Origin of the sequence: Rhodopila sp., assembly GCF_965277165.1 — a bacterium.
In the GTDB taxonomy this organism is placed as follows: domain Bacteria; phylum Pseudomonadota; class Alphaproteobacteria; order Acetobacterales; family Acetobacteraceae; genus Rhodopila.
In genome coordinates, this window is record NZ_CBDICE010000005.1 from 527,152 (window position 1) to 539,872 (window position 12,721).

The window sequence follows — 12,721 nt, forward strand, 5'->3', positions numbered from 1 at the left end:
GCACCGAGGGGAAACTGAGCCAGTGTGTTACGCTGAAGGGGCGGGGTTCGCTTTCGGCATCACGCCGCCCTTTCTCTTGTCTCGCAGCCGGTAGCTGTCGCCACCGATCTGCACGACGGTGGCATGGTGCATCAATCTGTCGAGCATCGCCGCGGTCAGCACGGCATCACCGGCCAGCGCCTGATCCCAACTGCCAAACGTCAGGTTCGAGGTCAGCACAATTGATCCGCGCTCATAGCGTTTGGCAACCACCTGGAACAGCAGATTTGCCTGATCCCGCGACAACGGCAGGTAGCCGATCTCATCGATGACGAGCAGCCGATACATCGAGACTGCCCGGTGCAGCGCCTCTTTCAACCGGCCTTGGCGCTGCGCGGTTTCCAGCACCAACACCAGGTCAGCCGCCGTCACGAACCGCGTCTTGATTCCAGCCTGTGTTGCAAGATACCCCAGGCTGATGGCGATATGGGTCTTTCCCACACCCGACGGCCCCAGCAGGATCACGTTCTCCGCACGCTCGATGAAGCTCAGCCCGGCGAGCTGCTGGATCTGCTGTTTCGGTGCACCAACGGCAAATTCGAAGTCGAACTGGTCGAGCGTCTTGATCGCCGGGAAGCCTGCCACACGCGACAGCATGGTACGAGCCCGCGCACGCCGCGTGTCCCATTCACTGCGCAGCACCGTCTCCAGGAAGTCCGTGAAAGTCGCCTCGCTCTTGGCAGCTTTCTCCGCAGCAGCCGGATAGTCCGCTGCGACACCGCTCAGTCGAAGCTCCAGGCAGAGATGCGATAGTCGCTCATGTTGCAGGTTCATTGCACCGCCTGCGGCACCAGCAAGCTTTCGTAGACGCTCAACGGGTGTTGGATGGTCGGCACAGCCGGATGCGGCTTGAGTGTGTTGACGCCAGACGCAACACGCTGCACCTCGCCTTGCCAAATACCCGCCAACGGCAAAAATCCGCGCTGGTCCTCAACAAGCAATTCTGCCGGAACACGCTCCGTTGTGCCATGCAGCCGCGTATTGGCCGTATCGCGCAGCCATTTGCGCACTTCCACATTCGCCGTCGCCACATCCACCTGGAGACCAAGCGGGCGCAATCGGCTGTCCAACGGCACCCAGAAACTATGACGCAGATAATGAATGAAGCGTTCGACCTTGCCTTTGGTCTGGGCCCTGTAGGGGCGGCACAGTCGCGGGATGAAACCATGATGGTGGGCGAAGTCGCGGAACCCGGGTTGAAGCCGATGCTGGCCCGGTCCGTAGGCGTCCCGACCAATCACCACGGTGCGCATGTTGTCGTAGAGCACCTCCAGTGGTGTGCCGCCGAAGAACGCGAACGCTGCCTCGTGACAGGACATCAACGTCTCCAGCCGCTCGTCGGTGGCGAACTGGGCGTAGGCCATCCGGCTGTGGCCCAGCACGGCGACAAACACCGAAAGTGAATCCGCACCGCGCCGGATCACCGCCCAATCCACCTGCATCTGTCGGCCCGGCTTGGTCTCGAACCGCACAATTGGCTCGGCCGCGACCGCCGGGCGCAGGGTCGCCAGATGCTCGCGTAAAATGGTGATACCGCCGGTGTAGCCTCGGGAACGTAACTCACCCAGCAGAACTGTCCCAGGCAGCCGTTGAGGCTGGGCCGCCGTCACTCGCTCCACAACAAATCCCTTGTAAGCATCTAGCTTGCTTGGCACCCCCGGACGGACCCCATAGGCCGGAACGCCTTCACACCTGAGGTGACGTTCGACCGTGTTGCGCGCATGGCCGGTGCGCCGCGATATCGCCCGCACACTTAAGCCCTGTCGATGCAATATCCTTATCTCCATCGCGCCCTCCGCCAGAACCACGGTCCCCTCCGGCAAAGCGAGCTACACTAAACAGGTGGCTCAGTTTTCAACCGGTGGAATGGCTCAGTTTTGCAGCGGTGGCGACAGCGGCCACCCCGTGCAGGGCGGCGCTCAGTGAGCTGCCATGGCTGCAACGCGGTTCGTAGTAGCCAAAGTTCTTGGCCGCCGTCGCTTCGCCGAACTCCTCCGGCAGCAGAACCATAAGCGCCACGACATCGGCCTGTTTGATGACCTGCGCGGTCTGCGTCCGCTCGCGTCCGAGCACCACGTCCATCGGCACGGAGCGTCCAGCGTAGCTCGCCAGGTCGATGGTTTCCAACTTGAAGAATCCGGCGAACTGCTCGAACAGCCCCGTTTGCGGATCGAGTCCATCAGCCATGGTGCTGGCGACGCTGGCCCATCGGCCCATTTCCGCCTCATCCAGGCCAATCTCGCGAGATAGAGTTGCCCAACGCTCGGGCCAGCGCTGCCGGAGCAAGGCTGCGACGGCGAGCCCGCGCCGAATGTTCCAACGCGCCATAACGTTGGTGAATGCGTTATCGTCGATCGTCTCATGGTACTCGTCCGGCCCGATCACGCCCCGTATGTGGTGCCTCCCATCGGCTTCGGGTTGCGCGCGGCTGGACCAGAAGCGCGCCGTTTCCAGCAGAATCTCCGCGCCCGCCTCGCGTAGGAAGGCCTCGTCCCCGGTCGCCTGCCAGTAGTGCCAGACGGCATAGGCCACGTCCGCGCTGATGTGCAGTTCCTGCGTGCCACAGAGAATGTCCACGATCCGGCGGTCAGGGCCGATCGCGTGCTCCGGGCATGTCTCCGCTCCGGTGCTGGCGGACTCCCAGGCGTACATGGCGCCGCGCCACCCCATGCGCTTGGCCTTGGAGCGGGCGCCATCGAGGGTGCGGAAACGATAGATCAGCAGCGCGCGGGCCGCCTCGGGCCAGGTCAGCGTGTAGAGAGGGAGCAGGAAGATCTCGGTGTCCCAGAAGACGTGGCCATGGTAGTCGGGACCGGTCAGCGCCCGGGCGGCGATCGACACCCGCTCATCGCCGGGATTTGCGGCACCGTTCAAGTGATAGAGGGCAAATCGCAAGGCCTGCTGGGCCGCAGGATCGCCCTCGATCAGGACATCGCACGCCTGCCAGCGGGCAGCCCAGCTTGCCTCATGCTCGTCGAGGACACCGCGCCAGCCGACCGCGGTTGCAGACCCGAGTTGGCCCTGGGCCGCATGACCCGGGTTTTCGGCCGGGGCATCCGCCCGCGTGATGGCGACCATCCGCTCGAAGCACACGGCCTGTCCGGGGCTTGTCGCCCAGGTCCATGCCCACTTGAACGGCCCAAGCGCCTTCGGCGCTACCGCGCGGCCATCGACCCACAGGGTCGCGGCAACAGCCATGGCCAACCGCTTGCCGGACGAATTGGTGCGCCACACGCCGAGGCCCTGCTCGAGCTGCTCGGCAACAAGGCCGAATTCGACCCCCTCGAACGAGGCCACAAGCGTGGCCTCCACCGCTCCGGCATTGACATCCAACTGAACAAGTTGCAGTCCCAGAGCGCGGCAGTGCAGCGAGACGAGGCGCAGGACCCGCAAGCGAACCGCCAGGCCCGGCAAGCGCGTGATGCGGCTTTCGGTCAGCAGCGCACCGCGCCTGAAGTCGAGCGTACGATGATGGAACGAGACATCGTCGACAGTGATAGTCGAGTCCCGTGCGGAAAAAGAGATGTCGAGCTTCAGCCAATCCGGCGCGCGGACCAGCGCCGAGATCGGCTGGTCGGGGCCGAACACATCGAACAGGCCGGCGACGTAAGTCCGGGGTGCCACGGGCGTATGCGGCAGGCGGTTGATCGTCCGCCCGCCCCGGACGCCCAGGAAGCCGTTACTGACCGCAAAGCGTGACTCGCGGCTGCTGTCGCGAAGCGGGTCGGAGCCGTGCTGCCCAAGCACCCAGGCAGGGTCTGCGGTCGGCTCCAGCGCCTGTTGCGCCGTCCGTTGCATGCTCATGACGGACGCCGGCACAGGCATCCGCCCGCCAATGCGCTGATCTCGACCTCATCAAGGGTCGCCACGACAACGCCGGCGTGTGCCGCCTGCAGGCCGGCCTCGTCGTGCAGCCGGGCGACGCCGAGTGCGGCCATGCCGCCCGCCCGCGCAGCCTGGATGCCGGCGGGCGCGTCCTCCGCTACGAAGCAATGGTCCGGTTCCACGTGCAGCTCCTCGGCGGCGAGCTCGAAGATTTCCGGGTCAGGCTTGCCGTGCCGCAGGTCTCGCCCGCAGACGTGGACGCTGAACGCATCATGCAGGGTGCTGCCATCAGTGAGGCGGATCAGCTGCAGCATGGCGTTGGCGTTCTTCGACGAAGATGCAACCGCCATCGGCCAGCCGAGCCTGCGGATCGCCTCGACGAAGCGAAGCGCGTCGGGGAAAGCCTTGACGTGCCCACCCTTGATGAGCTCTTCCAGTCGCGCCTGCTTCCGTTCTGCGTAGGCGGTGACATGCTGACCCGCATTTGGCACACCCAGCGCCTCAAGCGCCGCCAGGGCGCCGTCGAGGCGTGGCTTGCCGGCGACGCAGGCCTGATACATGGCCGTGGTGAAGCGGGCCGGGTCGGCAAGGCCCACCAGCGCATCGTGCCAGGCCTGCTCATGCGGCGACGCCAGCAAGACGCCGTCGACGTCGAAGATGGCGGCGGTCAGCGGTCCCATTTTCATGCTGTCAATACCTTGCAAATTCACAAGGGGCACCGCTCACTGAGTGATCGCCTCGCGCAATCTTATTCCGCTCTTGCTTCGTTTGCGGACTACCAGCCCGCATCGCGACGACAGCCCCCGTGCAGGACGTCGCATCCCGCAGTAACATCCTGATTCCGACTCTCGCTTCTGCGCACAATGCAGCAGGGGTGTCAGGCTCGGAAACTACTCACGAGCCAGTTACGAATGTGGACTGACTGTGTTCGACGTTCGTCCGAACAGCTGGCCAGACGTTCCACTGCGCGATAACAGGCAGCCCTGTCAATCGGCACGCAAAAGAACCACTCCAGTTCAGCTTGGATCGGCTTGCTGTGGCAGGTGAGGCTTCCGCGTCGGTGCTTTGGCGATGAGATGCCCCGCCTCACCCGGACGCCTCAGGACAGCCTCGACGAGGACGCCCCGAGCTTCCTGTCGAGCAGCGCGGTGACTTTGGCTGGGGTGGCCGGGTAACCCGCAATTGCCGGAGCTGTGTCGGGACTTGGCGCCGGCGGCGTAGCCGGCTTAGAAGCCTTCCCCGGTTTCGATACGGGATCGAAGTTGGCTGCCTCCTTGGATATTTCCTTGGACGTCGACGCAGCAGGCGGCTTCTGCGAGTCCTCAGGGAGCTGTGCAGTTTTCACGTCGGCCTTGTCGTCCTTGGGCAGAGGCGCGGCCGCCGGCACTGGCTTGGGCAGTGCATTCCCCTTACTCGACCCGGCGGGGGAAGCTTTGGAGACGGCGGCAACATCGGCCGGTGGCTTGCTTTCCACGGTGGCCGCTGCGCTGGCGCCGAAATGGTCCAGCACTCGATACGCCAGCAGTTTCAAGGGATCAGTGAGAAGGAACCAGGCGATGGCATATCCCCAGACGAGCCCCGCCATTTCCCAGCCGAGCGGCGTTATGATCCAGGCGCCGTAGACAGCGATCAGCGTCGCAAGAATTTGCGTACCGAACACTGCGATCAGCAGGATCCTGGCCGGACGAGTCGACCACCAGGGGCCCCGAGTGCGCGTCTGGAAGATGGTTAGATGGCCCGCGACCGACAGCATCAGGTACATCATCGTCTGCAGTTCCGGATGCTTCAGGCCGATGACTTTGTCCCCGATGTAGAACAAGCCGAAGGCGGCCATCGGGCCGACAAGCCCCAGCACCGTGGCCACTCCCAGGACCAGGCGCATGTTCCAGTCTTCGGGCTGGTCCCGGTAGTTTACGTTATCGTAGGCGATCGACAGGATCGCGCCGTCATTGAGTAATGCGAGTATCACAATCATCACAGCGGTTAGCGGATAGAAGTTGAACACGGCGATGGCCAGCGTCATGAACAGGAGCACTCGCAGCGTCTCCGCGATGCGATAGATCGCGTAGCTGTTCATCCGCTGGAAGATTTTTCGGCTTTCCTTGATCGCGTCGATGATGACCGACAGGCCCGGCGTCATCAGCACGATTGCCGCCGCCGCCCGCGCCGCGTCGGTCGCGCCTGAGACGGCGATACCGCAATCGGCCTGTTTCAGCGCCGGGGCGTCGTTCACCCCGTCACCTGTCATGCCAACGATGTGACCGCGCTTCTGCAGCACGTCGACGATGTGGAACTTGTGCTCCGGGAAAACCTGGGCGAAGCCGTCCGCATCCTCGATGGACTTGGCTACCTCAGCTGTCTCTTCGTGCTTGGAATCGCCCAGGCTTGCACCATCCAGGATGTTGGATCCCATATTCAGGGCCTTGGCGGTCTCGCGCGCGATCGCAAGCGCATCGCCCGTCACCATCTTGAGCTGCACGCCCATTCGCCGCGCCGTCGCGACGGTGGTCTTCGCGTCCACGCGCGGCGGATCGAAAAGGGGCAGCACGCCGATCAATTGGAAGCTGCCGTCACCGTCCGCTCGCGCCACGCCGAGTGCCCGGAAACCCCGGGCGGCAAAGTCGTCGACGACCTTGTCGACCGCGTCCTTCATCGCGACGGCATTAGCCGAGAGGGCCAGAATAACCTGGGGCGCGCCCTTGGTCACCTTAAACGCCGCCCCGTCCTTGCCCTTCACAGTCGCTTCCGTGCGCTTGTGCACGGGATCGAACGGCTGGAAGTGCTGGACGTCGTAGGCTGGCAATGCGGTTGAGTCCTTCACACCACCCAGGACGGCCAGGTCGATGACGTCGTTGTCTTCCGCGCGCGAAGCCAATGCGCCGGCAAGGATGACGTCGTCCGGCTTGACGTCGCCGATGCAGAACGGATCGCCCAATGTCAGCTTATTCTGCGTGAGCGTGCCGGTCTTATCGGCGCAAAGCACGTCCACGCCCGCCAGCTCCTCGATGGCGACGAGCTTGCTGACGATCGCCTGCTTCTTGGCCAGCAGGCGGGCGCCCACCGCCATTGTCACGGAAAGCACGGTGGGCATTGCCACAGGTATCGCTGCCACGGTCAGCACGAGCGCGAACTGCAGTGTGGTGAGGATAGGTTCGCCGCGATAGATGCCGAGCGCGATGATGACCACGACCAGTGCCACGGCCAGGGCGATCAGGTAGTTGCCGATACGCAACACTGCCTTCTGGAAGTGGCTGACGACATGCGCGCTCTGCACCAGTTCGGCCGTCCTGCCGAAGTAGGTCTTCTCGCCGGTGGCATAGACCAGGGCGCCGACCTCGCCGCGCCGGATGATCGAACCGGAAAACACGGCATCGCCGGATTTCTTGCTGGCCGGCAGCGACTCCCCGGTCAGCGCTGCTTGATCGACGGACACCTCGTCGCCATCCAGGAGACGAGCATCGGCAGGAACGATGTCGCCTAGGCGCAGACGGATTACGTCGCCCGGTACAAGGTCCTTGGCGGGCGGAGTGCTCCACGTCCCGTCCCGTCTGACCCGGGCCGTGATGGCGAGTTTGGCCTTCAAAGCCTCGATCGCATTGCCCGCCTGACGCTCCTCCCAAAACCCGACCAGGGCATTGGCGAGGAGCAACAACAGGATGATGAAGAAGTCTGGCCAATGTCGGACGATGCCCGACAGGACGACCGCAACCTCGATCATCCAGGGGATCGGCCCCCAGAAATACATCAGGAATTTGAGGAGAGGATTAGTCTTCTTCTCCACGATCTCATTCGGGCCGTATTTCGTCAGCCTCGTCGCGGCTTCGGCTTGGGTTAGGCCGTCGGGCGAGGAACCCAGGCGCTTTTCGACCTCCGCCATCGGCAGTGTCTTGAGATCGTCCTTAGCATCCACCGGCGCGGCGTGCTTCGCACCTTGCGGCTTGGGTTGGGCGGCAATCGCGGTCACCATGTTGGCCCCCTTGTGTTCAACCGCTCATCGCGGACAGTTGCGGTAGACGGCCGGGACGGCCGACTGCTTCGCGATCATTCGGCAACCCTGGCGCCCGTGGCCCTGACGAGGTCGCGAACGACCAGAGCACCGCGTCGAAGTCCGCCGCTGTGAGGCTTGCGCCGCCGATCAGGACGCCCCCGACGTCGGGGATCCCAAGAATGTCATGGGCGTTCGACGGCTTTACCGACCCCCGTAGAGGATGCGCACAGTTCACCCGTCTTCACCGAAGCGCGCCACCAGGCAGGAGCGGATGTGCGCACGGATTTCCGCGATGTCCCCGGCGGTCGGCATGTGACCGGAACTGATCGCCCAGAGCGGCTCATAGGCGACAGACGTCTCGCAACCAGTCGCCAGGTCGTGAAGGCTTGACGCCAACTGAGTGCTGCAGACCGCGACCGCCTCGCCGGCGCTTCGCTGCTTCTGTGTCTCGCCAATGCACACGATCGTCGATAGCCCGGCAGCCCACGCGGCCGTCACCTCGGCGGCGACCTTCGCGTCCGTCTCCTGGTGTGACCGCCTGCGCTCGGAATGGCCGATCACGGCCGTGGCGCCCGCATCCCGGAGCATGTCGGCATCGACATCCCCGGTGAGGGCTGCGGCCTGCTCAGCGCTGCAATCTTCCCCACCGATCGCGAGGCGCCCCGAGCTGGCCTGGGCGGCGCGATTGATTAGGGTCGAAGGAACGCCAATGAGCACGTCGGCCTGAAGCGGCAGGGATTTTACCGATGCCGCGACGGCCTGGATCTGCTCCAACTGGGCCGCCAGCCCATGCATCTTCCAATTTCCGGCGATGGACGGCCGCAAAGCCTCCTCCTTCGAATAGGGAAATCCAGGCTGCCCATCCTTCGTTCTGGCCGGTAGGATCGGAAAACACTCAGGCCGCTCGGCCCGCGTTCAGCGGTCGAAGGCCATGGGGCGGCTGCCCGCCAGTTCGCGGACCCGCATAGGTAGTTTCCGATCCTACCTTCGACGTCCGGATAATTGAGAGTGTACCTGTCCACGCCGCTGGCCTTGCGCGCCGTCACGGGTGTTGAACTGGGCCGCGTTTACGATCCGTCTTCGTCGTTGCTGGTTCGGATCGCGTGTCGCCTTTTGCCTACGGCGTGCCCCCTGACGGCCGCCCTGGGAGGCCTGTTGTTCGGCTATGACACCGGCGTCATCTCGGGTGCGTTGCTCTTCCTCAATACAGCATTCCATCTCTCCCCCTTCATGATGGGCGTCGTCACCAGCACCGCGTTGGCGGGGGCCGCGGGCGGCGCGGCCGTTGCGGCTCGCGGACCGGTTCGGACGCCGACCGATCCTGCTGGCGACGGCAGTCATCTTCGTTTCAGGCGCCATCATCTCCTCTTTCGCCGGCGATCTCGGTTTCCTTCTGGCCGGGCGCTTGGTCATCGGCATCGGCATCGGCGGCGCATCCATGCTGACGCCGCTCTACTTTGCCGAGATCGCGCCCGATAAACTCCGCGGTGCGCTGGTGTCGTTCAACCAGCTCGCCGTCACGTTGGGGATCCTCGGTGCCTACCTGGTCGGATACGCCCTTGCCGCCGACGGCGCCTGGCGCTGGATGCTCGGCCTGAGCGAAGTACCCAGCGTGGTGCTTGCGGCTGGGATGTTCTTCCTGCCCGAAACAACCCGCTGGCTTGCCGGGCGCGGTCGCGGCAAGGCCACCGACGTCAAGGTAGAGCTGGCGCAGCTACGCGACGATCTCACCGCGCCTGCCAAGCCACGCCCGCAAAACCGGATCAGCCATGCGAGCAACCGCCTGCAGCTGATCGTGGGCATCGGGCTCGCGATCTTTCAGCAGGTGACCGGCATCAATACGGTGATCTACTTCGCGCCGACGATCTTCTAGGCGTCCGGCCTGTTCCGGGGGGCGGGGGTCCTGTAGCAACAGAACCGAAAGTTTGATTCAGACTGTCTAGGCCTCCTGCCGCCAAATTCGGCCCAGGCTGACATTCCAAGCGTCAGCGGTCATGCTCCCATGACCACCTGGGGGACGGGAAATATGGAGTCTGATCGACCAAGCGGCACAGAAGGGTATGACGACGAGGCAGAAGCGCTTGTGAAGCAATATGAAAGCATTCGCCGACCTTCATCGGCAGTTCGTCCACTTGGTTTCAAATGCTCCGAGTCGGGTTCTGGATATCGGGTCAGGCACTGGCCGGGATGCGGCGGGATCCGCCGCGATGGGACACAAGGTGACAGCTGCAGAGCCAACCGCGGAACTGCTTAGGGCGGCAGCTCTACATCCCTCACCCAACATCGAGCGGTTGGACGATAGTTTGCCGGAGTTGGCGTCGTTGACCAAGCGAGGCGAGAAATTCGATGTGGTCATGCTCACAGCAGTTTTGGATACATATGGACGAGGAACAACGTAAGCGGGCGATGCCGCAAGTTGCCAGGTCGGTGCTGCAAGTGGGGGAATGATCCTGTCGCTTCGTCATGGACCGATTCCGCCAGGTCGCCGCTTGTTCAATGTTACCGGAGACGAGACAATTGAGCTCGCAAATCTCGAGGGCTTCCGGTAGGTGCTGACACTTGAAGATCAGGCCGGTCTTCTTGGACGCCCGGGCGTGAGTTGGACGCGAATGGCATTCGCGCAATCGAGAGAGGCGCACAATTAGAAGGTCCATTCTTCAGCAAGTCGGCGGTTGGATGCAGAAAGCCACCGTTTAAGGTACTGGGCTGCCGGGCTGCGGACAAGCTGAGCGGAGCCACCGGGGATTTTGGCCATGGCCGGCAGTCATAGGGACGACCCGACGCGGTACAGAACCTCCTGGAATATGCAATGCGATGCGATGCGCTTTGGCACTGAAGGAGGTGTGATTTGACAAGCAAAACAGCACGGTTTCGATGCTTGCGGTCGTTGAATTCATGGATGGTGGGCGAAATGCCACATGTCGAGACACTGGGAAAGATCAACGGGCCTGTTGAGGGATATGTTACGGTCATCGTGCGGGCGCAGGCGTCAGGCGGCGACTTGGTAGGCCGGCATACGTATCCCGGAATCGAATCAACCTCCATTCTGGAGGGCGGGGAACTTGCTCGGCGACTGCTGCGTGTTTTGCTCCTCCGGCACCGTGCCATGTCTCCCAATTCAGGGGTCCGGAGGGAAGAAATGCTGTTGACGGCATTCGGCGGCTAGGCGCTGCTCACCGAAGTCGGACTACCTTCAGAAATCAAAAAAGTTCGCACCGCGCTCATGTCAGGCATTGGCCGGCTCAGGCAGACGCAGGCCCCTCCTCGGTTGGCCAAACCATCTCGGCGCGGCCTGAGCAGCTTCCTCGTGGTTCGGGGCACCGTCACCGGCCCAGGCGACGAAGCCATCGGGGCGCACGAGCACAGCGCTCAAGGCCAGCCGATCCTTGGCATCGCTTGCAATATACGTGATCCGACCACTCCAGGGGCTTGCGAGCGCCTGAAGCAATGGACGCGCGTCAAAGTCTAGGAACAAACCTTTCCCGTTCCTGAGAAGATCGCCGAGCTTCGTCCCGTCGACCAGTTGGAAGTCGGGAGCGCTGCGGCCCGCCAGCGGGTGGGCGTCCCCGCGATCGTAGTGGAGAGAAACACCCCACACGCGCTCGGCGAAGAATGGCGCGACGTCGCGCGTGTCGATGAGATCGCGGATAATGGCTTCGAGTGAGCGTGAACTCCGGGTCGGGCCGCTAATTAGGCCGAAGGACGGATCACCCCAGCGGCCGAGCCTCATCATATCCGGAAGATTGCCGACCATCCGGATTCGGTTCGCACCCACCCCAGCGAATAATACCAATCGCCCTAAACATTGACCGTTGCCCACTCCCTGGTGCCGATGGTCCGGATTCGATCTGGATCATTGACCAGCCAGTTCCAGGCCTCCGCGCACGCTTCGACGATCGCCTCGTATCCGTCCCAGACGCAGCCGGAGAGTTTGGTGGCACGAAGGTAGTCCCAGACATTCTCCATCGGGTTGAGTTCCGGGGGCGTAGGGCTGCAGCGGCAACAGCACGATATTGCCGGGCAGCCTGATCGCGCCGCCGCGCTGATGCCACCCGGCGCCGTCACAGATCACCACCGCGATCGAGCCAGGCGTGACCTGGGTGCTGATCTCGGCGAGGTGGAGGTTCATGCATTCCAAGTTGGCCGCCGGCGCGATAATCGCCGCGCCAACCCCGCGTGCGAGACAGATCGCGCCAAAGATGGTGACAGTGTCGTGGCGGTTGTCGCGTATCATCGGCGGACGCGATCCAACCGGAGCCCAGACATAACTGAGCGAGCCCTTCTGGCCGACCCTGGCCTCGTCCTGAAACCAGATCTCCACCGGCGTGGCCGCAGTCGTGCCTAGCAAAGCTTCTTTCAGGCCGGCATTGAAGTTTTTTTTAAAGCCTGCTGTGCCGGCGCATCCTTCTTCGGATGATACGGCAGCGGCTGCAATTGGGTCATCCGCAGCTTGCGCAGCCATTTGCCGATGGTGCGTTCCGGCACGGTGACCGAGAACCGCCGGCTCACCTCGGCGCGCAGATCGACGCAGCGCCAACGGACGACCTTATGGATCTTCGGATCAGGGCCGGCGATCACCCACTCGCGCAGGTCCGCCATCTGCGCCTCGCTCAGCTTGGGGCTGGCCCCCGGTGGCTTGCGCGACAGCAGGCCATAAACCCGGCGGCGTTATAACGATGCACCCAATCGCGCAGGGTCTGGCGGTCCATCCCCGCCTGGCGCGCGGCGTCGAGCCGTGAGGCGCCATCGTGGATCATCGCGATCGCCAACAGCCGCCGGGCTTGGGCCGCGTCGGCGTTCTTTGCCGCCAGCGTCCGAAACGCTGCCGGCGCATGGTCCAGACGAGTAATTTTGATCGCCGCGCTCATC

General features: G+C 63.6%; 10 protein-coding genes and 1 pseudogene. 2 read left to right on the forward strand and 9 right to left on the reverse strand.

From position 1 onward, the window contains the following. Positions 1–27 precede the first annotated feature (27 nt). The 7 genes from istB to ACQY4Y_RS03080 form a co-directional block, all read right to left on the reverse strand. Positions 28–813, reverse strand: a complete 786-nt coding sequence (gene istB, locus ACQY4Y_RS03050) for an IS21-like element helper ATPase IstB (RefSeq protein ID WP_428489071.1) — start codon at positions 811–813, stop codon at positions 28–30. Next, on the reverse strand, positions 810–1,847 hold the full coding sequence (istA, locus tag ACQY4Y_RS03055; RefSeq protein ID WP_428489070.1) for an IS21 family transposase: 1,038 nt from the start codon (positions 1,845–1,847) through the stop codon (positions 810–812). Before istA ends, istB begins: the two co-directional genes overlap by 4 nt. A gap of 46 nt (positions 1,848–1,893) precedes the next feature. Beyond that, positions 1,894–3,837 (reverse strand): hypothetical protein, encoded by a 1,944-nt coding sequence (locus ACQY4Y_RS03060; RefSeq protein ID WP_428489083.1) that lies wholly within the window; start codon positions 3,835–3,837, stop codon positions 1,894–1,896. 2 nt (positions 3,838–3,839) lie between these two features. Beyond that, a complete protein-coding gene (locus ACQY4Y_RS03065) occupies positions 3,840–4,544 on the reverse strand; it encodes an HAD family hydrolase (RefSeq protein WP_428489084.1) in 705 nt (234 codons plus the stop codon). 419 nt (positions 4,545–4,963) lie between these two features. Beyond that, entirely contained in the window at positions 4,964–7,831 is a 2,868-nt protein-coding gene (locus ACQY4Y_RS03070; RefSeq protein WP_428489085.1) for a plasma-membrane proton-efflux P-type ATPase, read from the reverse strand. Between the two features lie 16 nt (positions 7,832–7,847). Next, positions 7,848–8,087 carry a triose-phosphate isomerase gene (locus tag ACQY4Y_RS03075; protein WP_428489086.1) on the reverse strand — a complete coding sequence of 80 codons (240 nt, stop codon included), beginning with the start codon at positions 8,085–8,087 and terminating at the stop codon, positions 7,848–7,850. After that, positions 8,084–8,677 carry a triose-phosphate isomerase family protein gene (locus ACQY4Y_RS03080; RefSeq protein ID WP_428489087.1) on the reverse strand — a complete coding sequence of 198 codons (594 nt, stop codon included), beginning with the start codon at positions 8,675–8,677 and terminating at the stop codon, positions 8,084–8,086. Before ACQY4Y_RS03080 ends, ACQY4Y_RS03075 begins: the two co-directional genes overlap by 4 nt. Positions 8,678–9,137: 460 nt before the next feature. On the opposite strand from ACQY4Y_RS03080, the gene ACQY4Y_RS03085 reads away from it, so the two are divergent. Both ACQY4Y_RS03085 and ACQY4Y_RS03090 read left to right on the forward strand, forming a co-directional pair. Further along, on the forward strand, positions 9,138–9,725 hold the full coding sequence (locus ACQY4Y_RS03085) for an MFS transporter (RefSeq protein WP_428489088.1): 588 nt from the start codon (positions 9,138–9,140) through the stop codon (positions 9,723–9,725). Positions 9,726–9,945: 220 nt separating this feature from the next. Then, positions 9,946–10,251 carry a class I SAM-dependent methyltransferase gene (locus ACQY4Y_RS03090; RefSeq protein ID WP_428489089.1) on the forward strand — a complete coding sequence of 102 codons (306 nt, stop codon included), beginning with the start codon at positions 9,946–9,948 and terminating at the stop codon, positions 10,249–10,251. An 827-nt stretch (positions 10,252–11,078) separates the two neighbouring features. Here ACQY4Y_RS03090 and ACQY4Y_RS03095 read toward each other — a convergent pair. Together ACQY4Y_RS03095 and ACQY4Y_RS03100 are read right to left on the reverse strand one after the other, a co-directional pair. Beyond that, a complete protein-coding gene (locus ACQY4Y_RS03095; RefSeq protein WP_428489090.1) occupies positions 11,079–11,606 on the reverse strand; it encodes a hypothetical protein in 528 nt (175 codons plus the stop codon). A gap of 44 nt (positions 11,607–11,650) precedes the next feature. Next, positions 11,651–12,720 (reverse strand): annotated as a pseudogene (locus tag ACQY4Y_RS03100) (IS630 family transposase). Position 12,721: the final 1 nt, after the last annotated feature.

Bases quoted from the DNA above. Each gene is read 5' to 3' on its own strand.
- istB (WP_428489071.1), bottom strand. From the start codon at position 813: ATGAACCTGCAACATGAGCGACTATCGCATCTCTGCCTGGAGCTTCGA.
- ACQY4Y_RS03065 (WP_428489084.1), bottom strand. From the start codon at position 4,544: ATGGGACCGCTGACCGCCGCCATCTTCGACGTCGACGGCGTCTTGCTG.
- ACQY4Y_RS03090 (WP_428489089.1), top strand. From the start codon at position 9,946: ATGAAAGCATTCGCCGACCTTCATCGGCAGTTCGTCCACTTGGTTTCA.
- ACQY4Y_RS03060 (WP_428489083.1), bottom strand. From the start codon at position 3,837: ATGCAACGGACGGCGCAACAGGCGCTGGAGCCGACCGCAGACCCTGCC.
- ACQY4Y_RS03095 (WP_428489090.1), bottom strand. From the start codon at position 11,606: ATGGTCGGCAATCTTCCGGATATGATGAGGCTCGGCCGCTGGGGTGAT.
- ACQY4Y_RS03070 (WP_428489085.1), bottom strand. From the start codon at position 7,831: ATGGTGACCGCGATTGCCGCCCAACCCAAGCCGCAAGGTGCGAAGCAC.